17 protein-coding genes are annotated in these 23,871 nt (G+C 65.5%); 10 read left to right on the top strand and 7 right to left on the bottom strand.

Translation table 11 applies throughout. From position 1 onward, the window contains the following. Positions 1-96 precede the first annotated feature (96 nt). The 3 genes from ACVWW1_RS35900 to ACVWW1_RS35890 all read left to right on the top strand — a co-directional run bounded on the left by ACVWW1_RS35900 (position 97) and on the right by ACVWW1_RS35890 (position 5,520). Positions 97-3,390: an efflux RND transporter permease subunit gene (locus tag ACVWW1_RS35900; protein ID WP_456659148.1), complete on the top strand. Its 3,294-nt coding sequence runs from the start codon at positions 97-99 to the stop codon at positions 3,388-3,390. Positions 3,391-3,461: 71 nt separating this feature from the next. Beyond that, positions 3,462-3,929, top strand: coding sequence for a peroxiredoxin family protein (locus ACVWW1_RS35895; protein WP_456659147.1), 468 nt, complete (start codon positions 3,462-3,464; stop codon positions 3,927-3,929). A gap of 109 nt (positions 3,930-4,038) precedes the next feature. Continuing rightward, positions 4,039-5,520, top strand: coding sequence for an aldehyde dehydrogenase (locus ACVWW1_RS35890; RefSeq protein ID WP_456659146.1), 1,482 nt, complete (start codon positions 4,039-4,041; stop codon positions 5,518-5,520). 8 nt (positions 5,521-5,528) lie between these two features. Here the strand turns inward: ACVWW1_RS35890 and ACVWW1_RS35885 are convergent, their stop codons facing one another. From ACVWW1_RS35885 to ftsE, 4 genes are all read right to left on the bottom strand, one after another. Next, complete coding sequence (locus tag ACVWW1_RS35885; RefSeq protein ID WP_456659145.1) at positions 5,529-6,290, bottom strand: lysophospholipid acyltransferase family protein; 762 nt, start codon at positions 6,288-6,290, stop codon at positions 5,529-5,531. An 88-nt stretch (positions 6,291-6,378) separates the two neighbouring features. Beyond that, positions 6,379-7,095, bottom strand: a complete 717-nt coding sequence (locus ACVWW1_RS35880) for a YdcF family protein (RefSeq protein ID WP_456659144.1) — start codon at positions 7,093-7,095, stop codon at positions 6,379-6,381. A gap of 159 nt (positions 7,096-7,254) precedes the next feature. Further along, entirely contained in the window at positions 7,255-8,226 is a 972-nt protein-coding gene (locus ACVWW1_RS35875; RefSeq protein WP_176533787.1) for a cell division protein FtsX, read from the bottom strand. Then, the gene (gene ftsE, locus ACVWW1_RS35870; RefSeq protein ID WP_021079468.1) at positions 8,219-8,878 is read right to left on the bottom strand and encodes a cell division ATP-binding protein FtsE; all 660 of its coding nucleotides are present in this window, start codon (positions 8,876-8,878) and stop codon (positions 8,219-8,221) included. Before ftsE ends, ACVWW1_RS35875 begins: the two co-directional genes overlap by 8 nt. Before the next feature lie 172 nt (positions 8,879-9,050). Here ftsE and ACVWW1_RS35865 point away from each other — a divergent pair, with 172 nt between their 5' ends. Both ACVWW1_RS35865 and ACVWW1_RS35860 read left to right on the top strand, forming a co-directional pair. Further along, positions 9,051-9,911, top strand: a complete 861-nt coding sequence (locus ACVWW1_RS35865) for an MJ0042-type zinc finger domain-containing protein (RefSeq protein WP_456659143.1) — start codon at positions 9,051-9,053, stop codon at positions 9,909-9,911. Positions 9,912-9,949: 38 nt separating this feature from the next. After that, positions 9,950-10,327, top strand: a complete 378-nt coding sequence (locus ACVWW1_RS35860; RefSeq protein ID WP_176533789.1) for a response regulator — start codon at positions 9,950-9,952, stop codon at positions 10,325-10,327. Between the two features lie 97 nt (positions 10,328-10,424). Here the strand turns inward: ACVWW1_RS35860 and ACVWW1_RS35855 are convergent, their stop codons facing one another. Next, positions 10,425-10,598 carry a hypothetical protein gene (locus ACVWW1_RS35855; RefSeq protein WP_456659142.1) on the bottom strand — a complete coding sequence of 58 codons (174 nt, stop codon included), beginning with the start codon at positions 10,596-10,598 and terminating at the stop codon, positions 10,425-10,427. Positions 10,599-11,184: 586 nt separating this feature from the next. Between ACVWW1_RS35855 and ACVWW1_RS35850 the strand changes: the two genes are divergently transcribed. From ACVWW1_RS35850 to ACVWW1_RS35840, 3 genes are all read left to right on the top strand, one after another. Beyond that, positions 11,185-14,517, top strand: a complete 3,333-nt coding sequence (locus ACVWW1_RS35850; protein ID WP_456659141.1) for a DUF5801 repeats-in-toxin domain-containing protein — start codon at positions 11,185-11,187, stop codon at positions 14,515-14,517. Positions 14,518-14,675: 158 nt separating this feature from the next. After that, positions 14,676-16,577: a type I secretion system permease/ATPase gene (locus ACVWW1_RS35845; protein WP_456660761.1), complete on the top strand. Its 1,902-nt coding sequence runs from the start codon at positions 14,676-14,678 to the stop codon at positions 16,575-16,577. After that, positions 16,574-17,884 carry an HlyD family type I secretion periplasmic adaptor subunit gene (locus tag ACVWW1_RS35840; protein WP_456659140.1) on the top strand — a complete coding sequence of 437 codons (1,311 nt, stop codon included), beginning with the start codon at positions 16,574-16,576 and terminating at the stop codon, positions 17,882-17,884. The genes ACVWW1_RS35845 and ACVWW1_RS35840 overlap by 4 nt, the downstream gene beginning before the upstream one ends. A 232-nt stretch (positions 17,885-18,116) precedes the next feature. Here the strand turns inward: ACVWW1_RS35840 and ACVWW1_RS35835 are convergent, their stop codons facing one another. Next, complete coding sequence (locus tag ACVWW1_RS35835) at positions 18,117-20,753, bottom strand: TIGR02302 family protein (RefSeq protein WP_456659139.1); 2,637 nt, start codon at positions 20,751-20,753, stop codon at positions 18,117-18,119. 171 nt (positions 20,754-20,924) lie between these two features. Between ACVWW1_RS35835 and ACVWW1_RS35830 the strand changes: the two genes are divergently transcribed. Beyond that, positions 20,925-21,308: a carboxymuconolactone decarboxylase family protein gene (locus tag ACVWW1_RS35830; protein ID WP_456659138.1), complete on the top strand. Its 384-nt coding sequence runs from the start codon at positions 20,925-20,927 to the stop codon at positions 21,306-21,308. A 195-nt stretch (positions 21,309-21,503) separates the two neighbouring features. After that, complete coding sequence (locus ACVWW1_RS35825) at positions 21,504-22,415, top strand: NAD(P)-dependent oxidoreductase (protein WP_456659137.1); 912 nt, start codon at positions 21,504-21,506, stop codon at positions 22,413-22,415. Positions 22,416-22,596: 181 nt separating this feature from the next. Here the strand turns inward: ACVWW1_RS35825 and lysA are convergent, their stop codons facing one another. After that, positions 22,597-23,862 (bottom strand): diaminopimelate decarboxylase, encoded by a 1,266-nt coding sequence (lysA, locus tag ACVWW1_RS35820; RefSeq protein WP_456659136.1) that lies wholly within the window; start codon positions 23,860-23,862, stop codon positions 22,597-22,599. Between the last annotated feature and the right edge of the window lie 9 nt (positions 23,863-23,871).

The raw sequence follows: 23,871 nt of genomic DNA, 5'->3' as shown, positions 1-23,871 counted from the left end.
TCGCGGCGGGCGTATGGCGGCGGCCTGTGACATTTAGGCTTTTGCATCGCGGCGCGGACGGATAGAAGCTCATCCGCGAACATCGACACTGATGCAATGAACCTCTCCGCCCCCTTCATCCGCCGGCCGGTCGGCACCACGCTGCTGTCTCTTGGACTGGTGGTGGCGGGCATCATTGCGTTCTTCAAGCTGCCGGTATCGCCGCTGCCCGACGTCGACATCCCGACCATCATGGTGCAGGCGACCCTGCCCGGCGCCAGCCCGGCCGACGTCGCTTCCACCGTGGCGAGCCCGCTCGAGCGCTACCTCGGCCAGATCGCCAGCGTCACCGAAATGACCTCGACGTCTTCGCTCGGCTCTGCCCGCGTCACGCTGCAATTCGACATCGACCGCGACATCAACGGCGCCGCGCGCGACGTGCAGGCGGCGATCAACGCCGCGCGCGCCGACCTGCCGACCAACCTCCGCGCCAACCCCACCTATCGCAAGTTCAACCCGGCCTCGGCGCCGATCCTGATCTACACCCTGACCTCGGACACGCTGACGCCGGCCGAGCTCTATGACGCGGCCTCCACCGTGCTGGCCCAGAAGCTGTCGCAGGTCGAGGGCGTCGGCGAAGTCTCGGTCGGCGGCGGCTCGCTGCCCGCGGTGCGCGTCGAGCTAATCCCGCCGGCGCTCTACAAATACGGCATCGGGCTCGAGGACGTCCGCGCCGCACTGTCGAGCGCCAACGCGCACAGCCCGAAGGGCGGCATCGACGTCGGCGATCAGCGCTACCAGATCTACGCCAACGACCAGGCGCGGAAGGCCGCCGACTACAGGCCGCTCGTCGTCGCCTACCGCAACGGCGCGGCGGTGCGCCTGACCGATGTCGGCGACGTCATCGATTCCGTGGAGAATGTGCGCACGCTCGGCCTTTCCAACGGAAAGCCGGCCGTCGTGATGATCGTGTACCGGCAATCGGGCGCCAACATCATCAAGATGGTCGACAGCGTGAAAGGGCTGATGCCGCAGCTCAAGGCCTCGGTCTCGCCCGCGATCGACATCACGCTGGCGATGGACCGCTCGAAGACGATCCGGGCCTCGCTGCACGACGTCGAGATCACGCTGCTGATCGCCGTCGCCCTGGTGATCCTGGTCGTGTTCGCGTTCCTGCGCAACGCGCGGGCGACACTGGTGCCTGTGGTGGCGGTCGGCGTGTCGCTGATTGCGACCTTTGCGGTGATGTATTTGCTCGGCTACACCCTCGACATCTTCTCGCTGATGGCCCTGACGGTGGCGACCGGTTTCGTGGTCGATGACGCCATCGTGGTGCTGGAGAACATCGCCCGTCACTTGGATGCCGGGATGTCGCGGCTGGAGGCGACGCTGGTCGGCACCCGCGAGGTCGGCTTCACCGTGCTGTCGATGAGCGTGTCGCTGATCGCAGTGTTCGTGCCGATCCTGCTGATGGGCGGCCTGGTCGGTCGCCTGTTCCGCGAATTCGCCATGACCATCACCATCGCGATCGTGATCTCGCTGGTGGTCTCGCTGACGACGACGCCGATGATGTGCGCGGTGCTGCTGCGCAAGGAGGAAGGCCAGCCGCATGGCTGGATCTACCGGATCAACGAGCGCGCCTTCGAGCTGATGCTGAGCGGCTACCGCGCGACGCTCGGCCTCGCGCTGCGGCATCCGCTGCTCGTGATGCTGATCCTGGGCTGCACGCTCTATCTGAACGTCCATCTCTACACGGTGGTGCCCAAGGGCTTCGTTCCGCAACAGGATACCGGGCTGCTGATCGGCTCGATCCAGGCCGACCAGAGCACCTCGTTCCAGCTGATGCAGCAGAAGCTGACCCAGTTCATCGACATCGTGAAGTCAGATCCGGCGGTCGATACCGCCGTCGGCTTCACCGGCGGCGGCGGTGTGGGTCCGGGCGGCACCAACACCGGCACCGTGTTCGCCTCGCTGAAGCCGATGGACGAACGCAAGCTGCGCGCCGACAAGGTGATCGAGCGGCTGCGCGACCCACTTGCAAAGGTGGCGGGCGCCACCCTGTTCCTGCAATCGATCGGCGATCTCGGCGCCGGCGGGCGCTCGGGCAACGCTGCGTATCAATACACGCTGAAGGGCTCGACCTTCGAGGAGCTGAACGAGTGGACGCCCAAGCTCGTCGCCGCCTTGCAGAAGGAGCCGACGCTCGCCGACGTCAACACCGACCAGCAGAACAAGGCGCTGCAAGCCAATCTGGTGATCGATCGCGACGCCGCCTCGCGGCTCGGGATCACGGTCAGCCAGCTCGACAACACGCTCTATGACGCGTTCGGGCAGCGCCAGGTCTCGACCATCTTCGTCGCGCGCAACCAGTATCACGTCATCATGGAGGTCGCGCCGCGCTTCTCACAGGACCCGCAGACGCTGAAGGAGGTCTACATCTCGACTTCGGGCGGATCGGCGACCGGCACGCAGAGCACCAATGCGGTGGCCGGCACGGTGGCCTCGTCGTCGCAGAAGAGCTCGATCAGCTCGGTCGCCGCCAATGTGGTGCGCAATCAGGCGACCAACTCGATCGGCGCCACCGGCAAGGGCGTCGCCTCGACCGGAACCGCGGTCTCGACCAGCGCGGAGACGATGATCCCGCTGTCGAGCGTCGCCCGCTTCGAGCATGGCGAGACGCCGCTTGCGGTCAACCACCAGGATTTGCTGGTCGCCAGCACCATCTCGTTCAATTTGCCGCCGGGCGTCTCGCTTAGTACCGCGACCACCACGATCGAGAACGCGATGCATGCGCTCGGCATGCCGGCGGGCATTTCCGGCGGGTTCGCGGGCTCCGCGAAGATCTTCCAACAGGCGCTGGCGAACGAGCTGTTCCTGATTCTCGCAGCACTCGCGACGATCTACATCTCGCTCGGCATGCTCTACGAGAGCTACGTCCACCCGCTGACAATCCTCTCCACTTTGCCCTCGGCCGGAGTCGGCGCCGTGGCGGCACTGATGCTGTCGCACACCGATTTCGACATTATCGGCATGATCGGGGTGATCCTGCTGGTCGGCATCGTGAAGAAGAACGCGATCATGATGATCGATTTCGCGCTCGATGCCGAACGCCAGCGCGGGCTGTCGTCGCGCGATGCGATCTACGAGGCCTGCCTGATGCGGTTCCGCCCGATCATGATGACGACGCTCGCCGCGCTGTTCGGCGCGGTGCCGCTGATGATCGGCCTCGGCGAAGGCAGCGAGCTGCGCCAGCCGCTCGGCATCGCGATCTTCGGCGGACTGATCCTGAGCCAGATCCTGACGCTCTACACCACGCCGGTGGTCTATCTCTATCTCGACCGCGCGAGACTCTGGATCCAGCGCCGCCGTGCCGCGCGCCGCGCACGCCGGGCCACGGCACGCGCGTCTTGATCGCCCGCCGTTGACAGGCCCGCGCCGGTCTTGCCAACCTGCACCAGATAGCAGGCGCAAGGAACCAGGCCGTGACTCCAGCACCGGAAATCGCCGCGTCCCGCTGGTTCAACACCGGCGCCCCCCTGACCCTGGCCGCGCTGCGCGGCCGCCCGGTTCTGCTGCACGCCTTCCAGATGCTGTGTCCCGGCTGCGTCACCCACGGCACGCCGCAGACCCAGCGCGCGTTCGAGCTGTTCAAGCATTCCGACCTCCAGGTGATCGGGCTGCACACCGTCTTTGAACACCATGCGGCGATGACGGAAGTCGCGCTGGAAGCCTTCATCCACGAATACCGCCTGACCTTCCCAATCGGCGTCGACGAAGCCGGCGACGGCACGCCGATCCCCATCACCATGCAGCGCTACGGCATGCAGGGAACCCCGACCAGCATCCTGATCGGCCGCGACGGCAACATCGTGCATCACGGTTTCGGGCAGCAGAGTGACATGGCGCTCGGCGCCATCATCGCGGCCGAGCTTGCCGCTCCGCACGGCTGATATCGGCCCACACTGCCTGCAACCCATTCCCGCGGCTGCGTTATGACGGCGTCGCGGAATGCGTGATAGCGTTTCGCCAACCAGACCCATCGCCTTGCGGGAGGATCTCATGAAGACCTATCAGCTCTACATCAACGGCCAGTATGTCGACCCCGCCAATGGCGAGTGGTTCGACAGCATCGATCCCTATCGCGGCGAGGCCTGGGCCAAAATTCCGCGCGGCACGGCCGCCGATGCCGATAAGGCGGTGAAATCAGCCAATGAGGCAATGTGGCGCGGCCCGTGGGCGAAGATGACGGCGTCCGCGCGCGGCAAGGTGATGCGCAAGCTCGGCGACCTCGTCGCGGCCAACGCGGAGCGTCTCGCCGAGATCGAGGTGCGCGACAACGGCAAGCTGATGGCCGAGATGCTGGGCCAGCTGCGCTACCATCCGGAGTGGTGGTGGTATTTCGGCGGCCTCGTCGACAAGCTCGAGGGCGGCCTGGTGCCGATCGACAAGGCTGACACCTTTGCCTACACGACGCATGAGCCGGTCGGCGTCGTCGCGGCGCTGACCGCCTGGAATTCGCCGCTGCTGTTCGTCGCCTGGAAATGCGCCGCCGCACTCGCCGCCGGCTGCGCCGTGGTCGTGAAACCCTCGGAATTCACCTCGGCCAGCACACTGGAATTCGCGGCGCTGACGAAGGAAGCCGGGATTCCCGACGGTATCTTCAACGTGGTGACCGGCTTCGGGCCCGAGGCAGGCTCCGCGCTGATCGCCCATCCCGGCGTCGCAAAAATCACCTTCACCGGATCGGATACGACCGGCGCAAAGGTCTACGAGACCGCGGCCAAGAGCCTGAAGCGGGTCTCGCTCGAGCTCGGCGGCAAGTCGCCGAACATCGTCTTCGAGGATGCCGACCTCACGGCGGCTGCGGCCGGCGCGATCTCCGGCATCTTCGCCGCCACCGGCCAGACCTGCATCGCCGGTTCGCGCCTGCTGGTGCAGAGCTCGATCAAGGAGAAGTTCGTCGCCCGCGTGCTGGAGTTGGCGAAATCCGCCAAGATCGGCGATCCCATGCAAGCCGACACCAATGTCGGCCCTATCACGACGCCCGCGCAGTACAAGAAGGTGCTCGACTACATCGATATCGCGAAGGCCGAAGGCGCACGCTGCCTGCTCGGCGGCAAGCCGGCCTCCGGCGAGGGCATCAAGGGCGGCCAGTTCGTCGAGCCGACCATCTTCACCGATGTCGACAACACCATGCGGATCGCGCGCGAGGAGGTGTTCGGCCCGGTGCTGTCGATCATCTCCTTCGACACCGAGGAAGACGCCATCCGCATCGCCAACGACACGATCTACGGCCTTGCCGCCGGCATCTGGACCAAGGACCTCGCGCGCGCCATCCGCGTGCCGAAGCAGCTCCGCGCCGGCACGGTGTGGGTGAACACCTATCGTGCCATCAGCTACATGATGCCGTTCGGCGGCATGAAGTTCTCCGGCGTCGGCCGCGAGAGCGGCATCGACGCGGTGCGCGAATATCAGGAGACCAAGAGCGTCTGGATCTCGACCGCGACGGACGTGCCGGCCAATCCGTTCGTGATGCGGTAACTCTCCGCCTACCCCTTCGCCGAACCCGGCACCCCGCCGAACAATTGCGCCTGCTCGGCGCGGCCGGCGTCGACGATGCGGGTGGTGGCGGTTTCGATCTGGTCGCGCAGGCGGGTCATGAACTCGTCGCGCGGCAGGCCAGGCGGCAATGGATCGAGGAATTCGACCACCAGCGTTCCGGGATAGCGCATGAAGGTGCGGCGCGGCCAGAACAGCCCGGAATTGAGCGCGACCGGCAGGCACGGCACGCCGCTCTCGGCATAGATCTGCGCGACGCCGGCCTTGTAATTCGGTGCGGCACCGGGCGCGGTGCGGGTGCCTTCCGGAAAGATCACGAGCTGCCGGCCGAGCTTCACTTCGGCCGCCGCACGCTTCAGCGTCTTGACCAACGAGCGCGGGCCGCCGCCGCGCTCGACCGAGATCATGCCGACCTTCTTCAGGTACCAGCCGAACACCGGGATCATCATCAACTCGCGCTTGAGGATGAACAGCGGATACTCGAAGAAGCGCACCAGCGCGAACGTCTCCCAGAACGACTGGTGCTTGGAGGCGACGACGAGCGGCCCGCTCGGAATCTTCTCGGCGCCGCGGAACTCGATCCTGATGTTGCAGATCACGCGCATCAGGAACAGGCTGGTGTTGGCCCACGCGGCCTCGATCGCCATCATCGCGCCGCGCGGCAGCAGCAGCGCCGGCAGCGCGACGATGCAGAGCAGCACCAGCACCAGGTAGAACAGCACGTTGAAGATCAGCGAGCGCAGGAAAATCATTTCAGTCCTTGTTTGAGCATGATCTCCACGCAAACCCATTCCGCGTCTGTCGCGAAGGAAAACCGCTCCGCACCTTTCCGGATCATGCCTAGTCCTTGTTCGCCTGCGCCGTCGCCGGACGATGCGGCACGGCTGCCGGCTCGGCGAGATCGGAGGTCAGGTCGAGGCCGATATCGGCCAGCCGCACCCGCATCTCCGCGGCGACATATTTGGCGTATTCCGATAGCAAGAGGCGGAACGTTCCGCCACTCGTCCACCACGGCTCGTCGCGCCATTTGTCGCCGACGACCGCGAACGGGATCAGCGTGATATCGGGCATCGCGTGTGACAGTTCCACGATCGCGCGCGGCATGTGGTAGTTCGAGGTCACCACGATCAGCGACTTGAAGCCGCGCTCATGCGCCCAGCGCCGCGTCTCCGCCGCATTGCTGCGGGTGTTCACCGCCGAACGGTCGAGATCGACGCAGCATCGCATCAGCCCCTGGCTGTCCGGAACCGAGCGCGAAATGTCGTTGGCGTCGTTGGTCGGATGCACGCCGGAGATCAGCAGGCGCTTGCCGTAGCCCGCCGCCAAAAGCTCCATCGCGTCGGACACCCGCGACGAGCCGCCGGTCAGCACCACGATGCCGTCGGCATTGTGCGGCGGGTCGGTCTCGACGCCGCGCAATTGCGACAGGAAGCCGATGAAGCCGACGGCGGCGGCGACGAAGGCAAGCGCCAGCGGCACGACGATGACGGCGCGCAGCCAGCCGCGCGGCTGCGCGGTATGGCCTTTCGGCGACGTATCGTCGGGCTGCAAACTCATGTGATGCTGATATCCTTCCCCCTGGGGATTTTAGAGCATGATCCGGAAAAGTGGAAACCGGTTTTGCCCGGCCAGGGCCGTGCGGATGCGCGCGAAATCACACTCTGGCGACGACCCGCGATCACGAAACCGGCCCCATGATTTCGACGCCGCGGGCCGTCAGTCGATGTCGTCGAGCGTGGCAAACAGGGTGCGCCGCGACGCCCAAGCGGTGATCGCCGCGATCAGCACCGCCTGCAACGCCAGGACGAGGTAGCCCGACGGACGCAGCGAGAACGTGCCGAGCAGCGCCGCGAACTGGTCGCCCACCGGCGTGCCGGAGAACCAGTTGGCGATCGACTCGGAGAAGCCGAACGCCAGCATCGCCGCGCCGCCGCCGATCAGCCCGCCCTCGAGACCGAGCCGGAGGAAATGCCGCAGGAAGCGGTTGGCGATGAAGCTGTCGCCGGCGCCGACGAAATGCAGCACCTCGACGATCGGGCGGTTGGACGCCATCGCGCCGCGGGTCGCGAACGACACCGAGATGATGGTGGCGATGATCACGAGAATCAGGATGCCGACGCCGGCAAACACCGTGGCGCCGGTCATCGAGCGCATGCGCTCGATCCAGGCGCGGTGGTCATCGACGCTTGCGGTCGGCGCCACCTGCGTCACCCGCGCGCGTAAGCCGGCGAGATCGAGCGTGGTGCCGGGCTGCACCCGCGCCACGATCACGCGCGGCACCGGCAGCTCGTCGATCGAAAGCCCGCTGCCGAGCCAGGGCTCCAGCAGCTTGGCGGATTCCTCCTTGCTGAACGGACGCACCTCGAGAATGCCGGACTGCGCCCGCATCGCCTCCACGGCGGCCTGCGCGTCGCGGTCGAGGTCGCGGCCCGGCGCGGGGCGCACCTGGATGGTGATCTCGCTCGATACTTCCGATTGCCATTCGGCCGCCGACGCGCTGACCAGCAGTACGGTGCCCGTCGTCAGCGAGGCGAGGAAGGTCATGATCGCGACCACCGCGACCAGCGCGCGGCCCGAGATCGAGGCGCGCGGCACGATCGGCGACATGTTGCGCGCGGTGGCCGGGACCTGCGGACGCTCGCGCCCGAGATCGACCAACGACACTTTCTCGTCGCCGCTCCTACTCATAGATGTGCAGCCGTCCCTGATGCAGCACCAACCGCCGCGCCTCGTATTGATCCATCAATGTGATGTCGTGGGTCGCGATGATGACAGCGGTGCCCGATTTATTGAGCTCGATGAACAGCCGCAACAGGCGGCGCCCGAGCGTCGGATCGACGCTGCCGGTCGGCTCGTCCGCCAGCAGCAATTGCGGCCGCGAGATCACCGCGCGCGCGATCGCCGCGCGCTGCTTCTCGCCGCCCGACAGGATCGGCGGCAGCGCGTCCATGCGCTCGCCGAGGCCGACCCATTTCAAGAGGTCGATCACCTCACGGCGGTAGGTCGATTCCTCGCGGCCCATCACGCGGAACGGCAGCGCGACGTTCTCATAGGTTGTCATGTGGTCGAGCAGGCGGAAATCCTGCAGCACGATACCGATACGCTTGCGCAGGTCGGCGACCTGGTCCTTGCTCAGCAGGGAGACGTCCTTGCCGAACAAATTGACCAGCCCACGGGTCGGCCGCAACGACAGGAACAACAGCCGCAGCAGCGAGGTCTTGCCCGCGCCCGATGGCCCGGTGAGGAACTGGAACGAATGGGCCGGGATCATGAAGGAGAGGTCGCGCAAAATCTCCGGGCCGAGCCCGTAGCGCAGACCGACATTTTCGAACCGAACCAATGCGCTAGCTCCGTTCGAGAGGGCCTGTGGCCCAATACCCAACAAAGACGGCCCGAACCCCCGCCGAGCGGCCGCGAACCGCACAGAAAGCTTGTGCGTCGGTTATGGTTTCCGATTCGTTAACGGTCGCTCGGTAGCATCCGGGCATACCACACGGTGGAGATTCGGCTCCATGCATATCGTTTGCCCACATTGTACAACATCCTACGCCATCAATCCGGCCACCCTGGGCGAGGCCGGACGCACGGTCCGTTGTTCCCGCTGCCGCGAGGTCTGGCTGGCCCGGCCGGAGGACGCGATCGGGGCGACCGCACCCAGTTTGGCCTACGAGGCCGCAGGCTCCAATCTCGCCGCCGAATGGGACGCGATGGGGCGCGAGGAGGCTGACGCGACCCCGATGGTCGAGAGCCCCTCGATTTCGGCCGATTTACCCGCCGACGAGGACGCCGCCACGGAGTGGCCGGCGGTGGCCGAGGCGGATGCCGCCGCCCACGCCGGCACCCTGGACGCCGGAAAGCGCCGCTTCCGCCTGCCGCGGCTTCCCCGCCTGTTCCGCCTGCCCTCCCTGCCCCGCATTCCCTTCATGCCCGTGATCGGCGCCCTGCCGACCACCTGCGCCGCGATGGGCGCACTGATCATTGCGCTGTTCGTCTGGCGCAACGACGTGGTGCGGCTGCTGCCGCAGACCGCGCTGTTCTACAAGATCGTCGGGCTCGACGTGAATTTGCGCGGCCTCGCCTTCAAGGACCTCAAGATCACCAACGAGACCGTGGACGGCAAGCCGGTGCTGGTGATCGAGGGCATGATCGTCGGCCAGACCCGGAAGCCGGTCGAATTGCCGCGGCTGCGCTTCTCGGTGCGCGACGCCCAGGGCGCCGAAATCTATGCCTGGAATGCGGTGCTGGAGCAGCCGGTGCTCAATCCCGGCCAGCGCGCCTTCTTCAAGTCGCGCCTCGCCTCGCCGCCGCCCGAAGGCCGCAATATCGACGTACGCTTCTTCAACAAGCATGATCTCACCGGCGGCCGCGCCTGAGGCTGGCGGCCACCACTTTCGGAAACCGACCCATCACCATGACGCGTGTTCTGATCGCCGACGACGAAGACTCGATGCGCTCCCTGGTCGCGCGCGCCATCGCCATGGACGGCCACGAGACCGTGACCGCGCAGGACGGCGCCGAGGCGCTGGAGATGCTGACGCGCGATGAGGGCGCGTTCGATCTCCTGCTGACCGACATCCAGATGCCCATCATGGATGGCATCGCGCTGGCGCTGACCGCGGCCCGCGATTTCCCCGAGCTGAAGATCCTGCTGATGACCGGCTTCGCCCACCAGCGCGAACGCGCCTCCGGCCTCGAGGCGATCGTGCACGACGTGGTGACCAAGCCGTTCTCGGTCGCCGATATCCGCACCGCAGTGGCGGACGCGCTGGCGGCAAGGAAGGCGAGCTAGGGCGGGTGGTCATGAAGTCCCGATGGGCTGCGGGAAGGCCCGATCCTCGAACGCCGAACGTCCGGAGCGTCGGTCGAGCAAACGCGGCACGCGACTGCTATCTCTCCTTCAACGCCTCGGATGCAACCTTGGCAAGTGGCGAGAGCAGGTAGTTGATCACACGGCGGCTGTCGGTCTTGATTTCCACAGTCACGGTCATGCCCGGAGTTAGAGCGATCATCGCACCGTCTACGTTTATCGCCTGATCTTCGAACGACGGCGATATCGCCATTGTCCTGTCAAAAAAGGATAGTGCGGCGATGCGTCTCACCCCAAAGTTAGTTACTACTTCTTCGCCTATTTACTAAGGACCTCCTTTCCTCCAATTGTTTCTCCCTTTATCCGGGAACTTCAATTCGGAGGCATGGCCTCGAATTTATTATGTGAGTGTTACGCGTCAACGACTGCTAGTTATTGTGCGGGCAGGACGCTGTATAGACGTCGCGATTTGCGCGATGCCCATGACAGTATTCCTGTTTGCTTCTCCACTTGCGTTCGCAGCGGTTATTCGCGGCAGATGGGAGGAGAGCATGCAGCGGTGTTCCGTCATTCATTTTCGTTCTGTTTTTGACTGGTTCTCCTAGAACCGTGAATCGGGCGAATGAGGAGCAGCAACAAGCTCCCGTCACACCCCAGTATCATTTCGTGGACTTGCAGAAACTGACGACGCCTCGCTGCGAGTGCGGCTGATCGCCGAACAGCAGGCGCATGGATTGCGTTTTGTTTTGCAGTGAAACCAACAGGCGATCGCGCCCGGGCGGCTGCCGCTTCCTTCTGAGAGGATGCAAGCGAGCGGCGGCTTTCCCAAGGAGGAAATCATGGCAGTACTGACCATCCACGGCAATCTGATTGTCGACGAAGCGGCAAGCCTGCAAACCAGCATTACTGACAATGACACGGGTCTCCCGGCGGGAGTGGACAACGAAGTTGCCTGGTCGGTCCTGCTTGCGACCATGAGCTCGCCGCTCCTGAGCGAGCTAAACACGCTCGGCATCAAGCCTGCCACCGGCGAAGAGTCGGGCGACACGACCGCGCAATTTCCGCAGGTTGCGGAGCGCTCGATCGGTATGGGCTCAACGGATTTCATCCAGCTCGGCACGAGCACCGTCACCGACCTGCAGTTCTCGAACTCCACGGGGGGGACGATCACCGACGGCACGGCGACCCAGATTTTTGCTACCGGCGATGGCGCCCAGATCTTCCTTTACACCGATTCCAACAGCCATATCCTGCTCGGGCGCGAGGGCACCACGTCAGACGGTGGCCAAACGTGGACCGCCAGTTCCACGGGCACCGTCGCCTTCGCGATCGTGCTGGACGAGACCACCGACGGGACCAACGTGACAGGCGGGAACGTCTGGACCATCCAGTACGAGGCGCTGAAGCACACCAACAGCAGCGGCGTCGACGATGCAGACACGCTTGACCTTTCCGGCCTTGTCGACGTGAAGGCCTCCTTCACCACGACGACGACCGCCAATTTCGGCGATTTCAGTCACGTGCCGTCCGGATCGGACGACTGGTCAGCCATCGAGCAGACCTCGACCGCAGGGACGGACAGCAGCGATCCCGACATGGTCATCACCGGCCTGGTGCCGGGCTCGAAGGTGACCGTCAGCACACAGGGCCTCGGCAACAATTCGCAGGCACTCAATCCCGGGGAGGCGGTGCGCGTCGATGTCGTCAACCACGTGAACTACCCCGACTTTCCGCTGACGAATCCGGACGTCCACGATCTGTCCAAGCTCAGCTACAGCACGCATGTCGGCGCGGTGACGGAGGCGAGCTTTTCGCTGACTCAGGTGAACCCCGGAAATACGAACACCACCGTTAAGGTGCACATTTGGGCCTTCAACGAAACAAGTGACCTTCAGGGCGCCAGTCTTGTCTCGACCGCCAGTGTGGGCAGCGGCGGCCTAACCGGCAACGACGAGACCCTGGCTCCGATCCTCGGCAACACGATCAAGGTGTATTCCGACTTGGCCAAGACGCACCTGGTCACGTCAGGTATCACCATCACGGCCGCGGGCGACGGGTCCTACTTCATCGACGGCCTGAAAACAAATTACACTGTCGACTTCCAGGTCGCCGAATCCAGCCACATGGACCGCTTCGTGGTCGGCAACGCCCAGCCGACCAGCGGCAGCGGCTCCAATGTCACCTTCGACGCCGGCAATTTCACGTTCAACATCTCGAACACGACAAGTGGCACGGACCATACCGGCATCGGCGGCAACCTGTTGTTCGAAGACGACGGGCCGCATGCGGCCGTGACGCTTGCGGCAACGCCAACGGTGACGCACGACGAAACACCGGGTGTGCAGACTGACAATGGCGCCAACGACCAGAGCGGTTCGCTGCCCGCCGCCTTCTCGCCAACAGGGTTGATCGGCTGGGCGCAGAGTGCCGCCGCCGTGGTGGCGTCATCAACGCCGAATTACGGCGCCGATGGGGCTGCCGCGAGCAATCCGATCACCTATGCGCTGACCCGCAGCGACGGCTCGACGTTCACTGGACAGGATTCGACCCTGTTCGCAACCGTAACCGGCGCCCACCTCTTCCTGTACACGGAGGGCAATCTGGTGGTCGCCCGCGAGGGCTCGGGTTCCGGCGGCGCTACGCCCAACGCCGCTGGCGCGGTTGCATTCGCGATCTACCTCGACCCGGACACGCTGAAACTTGATGTCGCGCAGTACGAGGCGATCAAGCACACGACCTCGTCCAGCCCCGACACCAGCGAAGGAAGTTCGATCAGCAACTTGATCTTTGTAAAACAAACGCTGGTCGATCACGATGGGGATAGCAGCAGCGCAACCTCGTCCGGGGCAGTCACCGTCACGATCCTCGACGACGGGCCGACGATCACGGCCGGGCCGGTGGCGCTCAATCTGAGCAACACGGGCCCCATCTCGGGTAGCGCCAGCTTCGGGTACGACGTCGGCACCGACGGCCACAACTATGCCGCCACGTCAGATTTCGTCGACTCCAACTCTGGCCTGACAGGCGTCCAGCTCGCCCTGAGCGGCACGGTCGGCACCGGTCCAAACAATACGATTTCAAACACCAGCGTCACCCTGACGTCCGAGACGGCCACCAGTGCGTCGTTCCACTTCAGTTTCGACTACGACACCAATCCACAGCTGGCCGGCGTCCAGACCGCGACCGCGACCGGGACGCTGAGCTTCGATAAATCCGCCGATACCTACACCGTCTCGCTGGACAATCCCATCCAGGGCTTCAGCTTCGACGTGCTCCATACCAGCGAACTCCTCGCGAAGAATCCGACGGGTAATACCGGCCATCCGCTGATCGTCGTGGAGGAGCTTGCGAACAATTTCTTTGTGCAGTTCACCGCGGATGTGAGCCCGTTGAGCTTCTCGTCAACGGGAGAAGGGACGACGAACGATACAACGTTTACCGGTTCGGCTCATGATCTCGCCGGCGGAACCGAAACCTGGGTCTCGGCTACGCAAGGCACCAATGGCGTCGCCGGAGACACGATCCAAAAGGATGAACTGCTGAACCTGAGGTTCTTCCAGGAGAACATCCTCAGCGACGCTAATCCCCCCGGAACGGAGAAAACCACTCCCACGGCCTCGGCAGATGGTATCGCTATAAAGTTCGATGGCATCGGGAGCAGTGAGGATCTCATCATGATCCTCAACTTGATCGACGACAAGGGGACCGCGAGTACGACCGACGATGTCACAATCACCAGGGCCATCATCGTCGACAATTCGGACATCATCAAGAAGTCGACGCCCGGCGGGGTGCCGGCGCCTTACAATACCGAGTTCACGCTCGACAACAATGATGGCCTCGTGATCGTCGAAAGCAACGACTACAACGCGCCCGGAGAGCACTACAAGATCCAAGGCGTTCAGATCATGCAGTCGGCGAACGGCCTGACGGGAAGCGGGATCAACCTGAATGCGGCGACCGGATCAAGTGGTGGGAGCAATACCACCGCAAACTTCCAGTCGTTCACCTCCGGGAACACCAATGACGTGCTGAAGATCACCGATATCGGCTTCATCACGACCACCAACGTGACCCAGGACGCCCATCTCGACTTCGCGCTCCAGATTGCCGACGGCGACGGCGATACAACGTCGGTGCAGCACCTGTTGGTCGGGGTGCTCAACGCGTAAGCCCGCGACGGCGCGCCCGGCGGCCGGCACAGAGCACCGGCCGCCGGACCCGCCAAGCGGCGAACCGGCCGGCGGAGCATCCCTAAGCGGTAGAGAGCGCCGCCGAGCCAAGGTCAAGGTCCCCCGGAGTTGAAGGCGTCTCGGAAGCAATGCGCGTGTTGGACATTCTCCTGGAGTACTGGTCTCAGATCGTTGCCGACGCGCAAGCCTGGTTCAGCCCAGTTCTCTTCCGCGCGGCGCCCTTCATCTTGGCTGCGATCATCCTCCTTCTCTGGGGCCTGGCGCGGCGCAGGCGGGCGAGCGCGCGCCTTGCGCTTGCTCGGGATCACGACGGGTCGTCGCCAGCACAGGATCTGCCCTCGCTGCTCCACGCCTGCCGCGGCGTGCTGGTCGGGCTCGCACTGATCACGGCCATGCTGAACGTGTTGTACCTCACCGGCTCTTTCTTCATGCTCGAAGTCTACGACCGCGTGGTGCCAAGTCGCAGCGTGCCGACGCTGATCGGTCTCGCCGTGCTGGCAGGCGGCCTCTACCTGTTCCAGGCGTTCCTCGACATCCTGCGCGGGCGCATTCTTATTCGCATCGGCGAGTGGCTCGACCGCGCGTTCTCGGCGCGCGCCTACGACCTCGTCACGCGCTGGCCGCTGAGGGCACGCGTCAGCGGCGACGGCCTGCAGCCGGTGCGCGATCTCGACCAAGTGCGCGGCTATCTCTCCGGGCTCGGTCCGACCGCCCTGTTCGACCTGCCGTGGATCCCGTTCTATCTCTCGATCTGTTACCTGTTCCATCCGCTGCTCGGGCTCACGACCCTGATCGGCGCGCTGGTGCTTGTTTCGCTGACTGTTGTCACCGATCGGCTGACACGCGCACAAGCCAAGGAAACCACCGGGAAAGTGGCGCAACGCAATGCCATCGCCGAGGCCAGCCGCCGCAACGCAGAGGTGTTGCATGCGATGGGCATGCGCAACCGCCTTGCCGCGCGGTGGGCGGAGGCCAACGACAGCTACATGGCCACTCAGCGGCGCGCCGCCGACATCACTGGCGGCTTCGGGTCCGCCTCCAAGGTGCTGCGCCTGGTGCTGCAATCGGCAGTGCTCGGCGTCGGTGGCTATCTGGTCATTCGGCAGGAGGCGAGCGGCGGGATCATCATCGCCGGCGCCATCCTCACGTCGCGCGCGCTCGCGCCGGTCGAGCTCGCCATCGCGCACTGGAAAAGCCTGGTTTCTGCGCGGCAAAGCTGGAAACGTCTGCAGCAGTACTGGGCGCAGCTCCCGGCCGAAGCGGAGAAGACGCCGCTGCCGCCGCCGTGCAAAGGTCTCGCCGTCGAGACCGTGTCTGTGGCGCCCCCGGGCGAGCAGCGCCTGGTGGTGCAGGAGGCTTCGTTCGCGTTGAAGCCCGGACAAGGACTCGGAATCGTCGGCCCGAGCGCATCCGGCAAGTCGTCGCTGGTGCGTGCCATCGTCGGCGTCTGGGCGTCGATAGGCGGCAAGGTGCGGCTTGACGGGGCCGCCCTCGAACAATGGAACTCGGAGGCACTGGGCCAGCACATTGGCTATCTGCCGCAGGACGTCGAGCTGTTCGCCGGCACGGTGGCCCAGAACATCGCCCGCTTCGATCCCGAACCCGACGCGCCGGCGACGCTCGCCGCCGCGGCGGCGGCCGGCGTGCATGAGATAGTCCTGCAATTGCCGGACGGCTACGACACGCAGATCGGCGAGAACGGCGCAGCGCTGTCGGCCGGGCAGCGCCAGCGCATCGCGCTCGCCCGCGCCCTGTACCGCGATCCCTTCCTGGTGGTTCTGGACGAGCCCAACTCCAACCTGGACATGGAGGGCGACCATGCCCTGACGCAAGCCATCATGGGCGTTCGCGCGCGTGGTGGCATTGTCATCGTCGTCGCGCATCGCACCAGTGCGCTCGCCGGCGTCGACCAGTTGATGGTGATGTCGGCGGGGCGGGTGCAGACGCTCGGGCCGAAGGACGCGCTGCTGGCCAAGATGATGCAGCCGCGGCCGGCATCGGTGCCGCTCAAGGTCGTGACCGAGGGAGCGAGCTCATGAGCCGCGAGCCGGTGAGCGCAATTCCGCCCTCGATCCGCCGTCACCTGCGCGCCGGCCTCGCGGGCGTCATTATTCTCGTCGGCGGCGTTGGCGGCTGGGCCGCCACCACGGAACTGGCGGGTGCCGTCATTGGCGCAGGCACGCTGGTGGTCGACACCTATACCAAGAAGGTGCAGCACCTGACCGGCGGCGTGGTGGGCGAGCTCAACGTGCGCGAGGGCGCCAGGGTGAAGGCCGGGGACGTGCTGCTGCGTCTCGACGAGACGGTGACGCGTGCCAACCTCCAGATTGTCGTGAAGAGTCTCGACGAACTGGCGGCACGCCAAACACGACTGGAGGCGGAGCGCGACGGTCGCGAGCAGCTCGATTATCCTGCCGAGCTTGCCGCGCGTGTCTCCGATCGGGATGTGATGCGGATGCTCGCCGGCGAGTACAAGCTGTTCGAGCTGCGCCGCATCGCTCGCGCCGGCAAGAAGGCGCAGCTTGACGAGCGCATCGGCCAGCTTCGTGACCAGATCCGCGGCCTGGAAGAGCAGATCGGGGCGAAAGATCGCGAGACCAATTTCATCGATCAGGAGCTCGTTGGTGTGCGCGAGCTGTGGCGCAAGAACCTGGTTCAGATCACGCGCGTTACCACGCTCGAGCGCGATGCGGCCCGACTGCATGGCGAGCGCGGCGCGCTGGTCGCCGCGATCGCCGAAGCCAGGGGAAAAATCACCGAGACCACGCTGCAGATCATGCAGGTCGATCAGGACTTGCGCACCGAGGTGGGAAAGGAGCTCGCCGAGATTCGCGCGAAGACCTCGGAACTGGTGGAAAAGCGGGTGGCCGCCGAGGATCAACTTAAACGTATCGATATCCGCGCGCCCCAGGACGGCACGGTGCAGCAGCTCGCGCTGCACACGATCGGCGGCGTCGTCACCGCCGGCGAGCCGATCATGCTGATCGTTCCTGCCAACGACTTGCTCGTCGTCGAGGTGCGTATCGCCCCGCACGAGATCGATCGCGTGGCGGTCGGCCAGCTGGTGCTGCTGCGTTTCACCGCCTTCAACCAGCGGACAACTCCGCAGCTCAACGGCGAAGTGAGCCATGTGTCCGCTGATGTCACGACCGACCAGAAGAGTGGAGCGAGCTTCTATGTCACCCGCATTGCCGTGCCGGAGGCGGAACTCGCGCGCCTCGGCGACGTGAAGCTGATCGCCGGTATGCCGGTCGAAGCCTTTATCCAGACCGGCCAGCGCACCGTCATGTCCTACCTCCTTAAGCCGCTCTCCGATCAGCTGATGCACGCCTGGCGGGAGCGCTAGCGCGAGCTCGGCACACGGCAGCTTCGGGTCCACACCTGCAGGTTTGACGAAGAGGTCTCTGCTTGTCCGACAGAAGTTGCCGTCTTACGACTGCACTGGTCGCCGTCACACATATCATTGTCATGCCGCGCGAAGGCAGGCACCCAGCGGTTCCTCGATTCAGGCGTGATGTCTCTGGGATACCGGGTCATCCGCCTCGCGGATGACGACAATTGTGACCGCTGCGCGGACCTCAATAATCCTTCAGCAGCCGCTCGATGTAGTCGAGCTCGATCTGCGGCCGTGACGGATCGGCGAGGCGGCGGCGCAGCTCTTCGAGGATGCGGCGGACGCGCTGGACGTCGATCTCGCCGGGGATCTTCACGGTGTAGTCATCGCCGAATTCGCGACCGTGCAGCGGGCGGCCGAGCGGATCGGTCTGGTTGCCGCCGCTCTGCTGGCGGCCGGCACGGTTGCCGGGGCCGTCGCCGGGCTGGTCGCCATCGCCCTGCTGCATCGCGTCGGCGAGGCTCTGGGCGCCCTTGCGCAGCGCATCCAGCGCGCGGCCTTGCGAATCCACCGCACCGTCGGCATTGCCCTCGCCAAGTCGCCCGGAGGCATCGCCCATCGCGGAGTCGGCCTGGTCGAGCCCGTCGCCGTCGTCATCACCCTGATCGCCGCCCTGGTCGCCCTGCTGGGCCTGATCGCCCTTCTGGCCTTGCCCCTTCTGCCCCTTCTGGCCGCGCTGCTCCGGACCCATGCCGCGCTTGGCGAGCTCTTCCTGCAGCTTCTTCAGGCGATCGCGCAGCGCCTGCTGATCCTGCTGCAGGTCGCCCATCGACTGGTCGCCCTGCTTGCCGCGCATGCGGTCGCGGCGGGAATCCTGGCCCTGCTTGAAGGTCTTGTCGCGCAACTGCTGCTGCTTGCGGATCATGTCGCCGAGCTCGTTGAGCGACTGCTGCATGTCGTCGTCGCCCTGATTGGGCTGCGCCATCTGCAGGTTTTCCAGCATCTGCTGCATCTGTTCCAGCAACTGCCGCGCCGCATCCTTGTCGCCGGAGCGCGACAGCCGCTCCATGCGATCGAGCATGTTCTTGAGATCCTGCTGGCTCAGGACCTTGGCATTGGGATCGAGCGGGCGCGCGAGCTGCTGCGGATTGTTGCGGAACTGCTCGACCATCTGGCGCAGGAAATTGTCCAGCGCCGCGCGCAGATTGTCGGTGAGCTTCTTGATCTCCTCGTCGCTCGCGCCGCGCTCCAGCGCCTGTTTGAGCGCGTCCTGCGCCGCGCGCAGCGCCTTGTCGACGTCACTGATGTTGCCGTCCTCGATGGTGACGGCGAGCGCCCACAGGCTGGCGACGACCTCGCGCAGCTGGTCGTCGGTGCGGGCGGCCTCGAGCTGGCGGCTCACGGTGTGGAGGCCGAGGTAATAGCCGGTTTCCGGCATGAACATTTCCGGCGCGATCATCAGCGCGTCGAGCGCGGCGTAGACCTGGCCGTTCTGGTTGGCATCGAGCGCCAGGATGCGGCGCTGCTCGATCAGCGCACGCGCCAGGGGTTTGGTGAACAGGCGCTCGGGGAGGCGCATGTTGAACGGCTCGCTCTTGCCCTCATTGCCGGCCTCGTCCTTGGCGGTCAGCGTCAGCGTCACGTCGGCGCCGGCGTAAGGGTCCTCGCTGAGGTCCTTGACGGTCTGGCCGACGCCGTTGCGGGTGCGCGCATTCGGCAGCACCAGCGGAAATTGCGGCGGCTCGAACAGCGGACGCGGCTGCGCCGCCTTGCCGTCGACATCCTTCTTCCCGTCAGCATCCTTGGGCGCATCGGCCGGCCGCGCGGCAAACTGCGCGCGCGCTTCGGTAACGCCGTAATCGTCCTCGAGCCTGTAGGACATCTGCAAGGCGCCGCGCGCCTGCCGCTCCGGATCCTTGGCGAGCGCAATCGACGGCGGGCGGTCCGGCGTCGCGGTGAATTTCCACTGCGGCTGGCCGGCCGGCGCGCGGACATGCGCGGTGCCGTCGCCGGTGATCTTGAAATGCCGCTCATTGGTGCCCTTGGGCGCCTGCCCCTCCGGCGCGACCTCGGCGACGCCGCCACCGACCACGACGTCGATGGTGCCGCCGCTGGAGCGCACCAGCAGCGTGCTGCCGGCCGGAACCGCGAGCGGGGTGGAGTCGGCCGCGTTGGCGTCCTTGTTGGCGTTGGACAGGATGATCGGCGGCTTGCCGGTGTAGTTCGGCGGCGTCACCCAGGCGTCGACCCGGACATTGGCCGGCGCCATGATGCCGTTCCAGTCGAACGCCGAGGCGACCCGCAGGCCGCGCTCGTCGCCGGCGGCGACATAGGTCGCGACCAGCATCACGATGACCAGCGCACGCAGCGCCCAGGGGTCGTGCAGCGAGACGCGCGGCCGCGGCAGGCCGGCGCGGATGCGCTTGATCGAGGCCAGTGTGCGCTCGCGCTGCGCCTGCCACAGCGCCAGCGCGAACGGATCCTTGTTGGTGAGCGTGTCGGAGAGCGTGGTCGCCGGGCGATGACGGACGCCGGCGCCGCGGTCGAGCCGGCTCAGGCCCTCCTCGCGGCTCGGCCAGCGGAAGCGCAGCAGCGGCAAGAGCGCCACGAGCGCGGCAATCCCGAACAGGGCGGCGCCGGCCACGCGTGCGGCAAACGGCAGCACCAGCCACAGCCCGGCCCAGGACGCAACCAGGAACAGACCGGCGACCGTCAGGAACCGCGCCAGATGTGGCCACGCCCGCTCCCACGCAATCGCGAACTTCGCCCGCTGCAGAGCCTCGGTCAGCTTCAATTGCGTCAGCTTCAGCCGCGCGTCCGCATCGCTGTCGTTGACGGCGCGTGACGGGTTCTCAGACGGGTCGATGTTGGCTCCGCTCAATAAGATCTCCGGGGTAGCCGGCAGGTCACCCTAGCACAGCGGCGGCTTTGAGGCACCCGTTCCGGGACGTAACCCACACCGGGAAATACGCATAACACGAAGGCGTGACTGCGGCGGTTCGACCCCGTAACGTCCCGGCCGAACCAACGCCTTAACGCATGAGGAAACGACATGGACCAGAAAACACACGACAAGGGGCTCGAAATCCGGAAGGCGGTGCTCGGCGAGGCCTATGTCAACAATGCGCTGAAGAATTCGGACAGCTTCAACAAGCCGTTCCAGGAACTCGTCACCGAATATTGCTGGGGCGCGGTCTGGGGCCGCGAGGAATTGCCGCGCAAGACGCGCAGCATGCTCAACCTCGCCATGATCTCGATCCTGAACCGCCCGCACGAGCTGAAGGCGCACATCAAGGGCGCGCTGACCAACGGCGTATCACGCGACGAGATCCGCGAGATCTTGATGCAGGTCTCGATCTATGCCGGCATCCCGGCTGGCGTCGACAGCTTCCGCATCGCGCGCGAGGTGTTCGCCGAACTCGACAACAAGTCGTGAGGCGCACGCCGGCTCCGCATCGTCGTTCCGGCGAAAGCCGGGACCCATAATCACAGGCCTTCATGGTGAGAACGCGCTGGGGCTCCAGCTGAGCACAGCAATCAAGCGCGGTGGTTATGGGTCCCTGCTTTCGCAGAGACGACATCGAATGTGGGGCGCGCGACTCGGCACATAACGACGTAGAGGAAACGACCTATGGAAATCGGATTCATCGGCCTCGGGAAGATGGGCTTCCCGATGGCGCGCCGCCTGATCGAGGCCGGCCACACGCTCACCGTGTTCGACATGCGGAAGGACGCCGTCGACCAGCTGGTTGCGCTCGGCGCCGCGGCTGTGACGTCGCCCAAAGATATCGCCGACCGCGTCGAGACCGTGATGGCGAGCCTGCCCTCGCTGCAGGCCTCGCTCGAGGTCGCGACCGGCACAGGCGGCGTGATCGAGGGCAAGCGCGTCAGGCGCTTCATTGACCTCTCCACCGTCGGCTCGCAGATGGCGGTGAAGATCCACGACCTGCTGGCCAAGAAGAACATCGTGCAGATCGACAGCCCGGTCTCCGGCGGCGTCTCCGGCGCCGAGAAGGGCACGCTTGCGGTGATGGTGTCGGGCCCGCGCGCCGATTTCAACCTGGTGAAAAACGCGCTCGACGTCATCGGCAAGGTGTTCTTCATCGGCACCAAGCCGGGCTCCGGCCAGACTATGAAGCTCGCCAACAACTTCCTCTCGGCGACCGCGATGGTCGCGACCTCGGAGGCTGTCGTGATGGGCGTGAAGTCCGGGCTCGATCCGGCCGTGATGATCGACGTCATCAACGCAGGCTCCGGGCTGAACACCGCGAGCCGCGACAAGTTTCCGCGTTCGGTGCTGCCGCGCAGCTTCGACTTCGGCTTCGCCACCGGTTTGATGGTGAAGGACGTGCGGCTCGCCGTCGAGGAAATGCGCTCGCTCGGGCTGTCGATGGAAGTTGCCGAAGCGGTTGGCCGCCTCTGGGAAGTCATCATCCGCGACGAGGGACCGGACTCGGATTTCACCGCGGCGGTCAAGCCGATCGAGAAGGCCGCGGGCGTGATCGTGGGTGGTGGCGGAAAAGGCAGCCACGCAGCGAAGTAACGTTCTCGCCGAAATAAACGCTGTCGTCCCGGGCAAGCAAAGCGCGACCCGGGACCCATATCCACAGGGTTTCGTGGCTTGGCTGAGCTGGAGCCCCGGCTCAGCACGACAATCAAGAGCGGTGGTTATGGGTCCCCTGCTTTCGCAGGGACGACACCGATTATGGAGCGCCGCTAGCGCCTCACAACCACGGCGCGGGACTGTCCATCGCGATCAGCGCGTCGACGTCGATGCGCGGGCGGACCACGGCGTACTGGTCGTCCTTGACCAGCACTTCCGGCACCAGTGGCCGCGTGTTGTAGGTGCCGGCCTGCACCGCGCCATAGGCGCCGGCGGTCATGATCGCCAGCAGATCGCCGGCCTTCGGCTGCGGCAGCGAACGGTCGAGCGCGAGATAGTCGCCGGTCTCGCAGACCGGACCGACCACGTCGGCGACCATGGTCGGCGTGCCCAGTGCGGGCTGGCGCACCGGCAGGATATCGTGATGCGCTTCATACAGCGTCGGCCGGATCAGGTCGTTCATCGCGGCGTCGATGATGACGAAGTTCTTGGCATCGCCCGGCTTCACATGGATCACGCGGGTGACGAGGATGCCGGCATTGCCGACGATCAGGCGGCCCGGCTCGAACATCAGCGTGCAGCCGAGATTATGCGTGACGCGCTTGACCATCGCGGCATAGGCGGCCGGCGCCGGCGGCGCGGCGCGATCCATGTAATAGGGAATGCCGAGGCCGCCGCCGAAATCGATATGCGAGATGTTATGGCCGTCGGCGCGCAGCGTCTGCACGAATTCGGCGAGCAGCCGGAAGGCGGCCTCAAGCGGGCCGAGATCGGTGATCTGGCTGCCGATATGCACGTCGGTGCCGGTGACCTGGATGCCCGGCAACTTCGCCGCGCGGGCATAGACCTCGCGGGCGCGCGCGATCGGAATGCCGAACTTGTTCTCCGACTTGCCGGTCGAGATCTTGGCGTGGGTGCCGGCATCGACGTCGGGATTGACCCGCACCGAGATGCGCGCGGTGGTCTTCATCTCGACCGCAACGCGCGACAACATCTCGAGCTCGGGCTCGGACTCGATGTTGATGCAGAGGATGTCAGCGGCGAGCGCGGCGCGCAGCTCGCCCTCGGTCTTGCCGACGCCGGAGAACAGGATCTTCGACGGCGGGATGCCGGCCGCGAGCGCCCGCTTCAACTCACCGCCGGACACTACGTCGGCGCCGGCGCCGAGCTTGGCCAGCGTGCGCAGCACCGACTGGTTGGAGTTGGCCTTCATCGCGTAGCAGACGACCGCCTTCTCGCCGGCAAAGGCCTCGGTGAAGACGCGGTAGTGGCGCTCCAGCGTCGCGGTCGAATAGCAATAGAACGGCGTGCCGACGGCCTCCGCCAGCTCAATGAGATTGACCGCCTCGGCATGCAGCACGCCGTTGCGATAGTCGAAATGGTTCATGACACGCTT

This window comes from Bradyrhizobium sp. JR3.5 (genome assembly GCF_054057015.1).
Note: the sequence above shows the minus strand (reverse complement) of the source record. Positions and strands in the feature narration are given on the sequence as shown.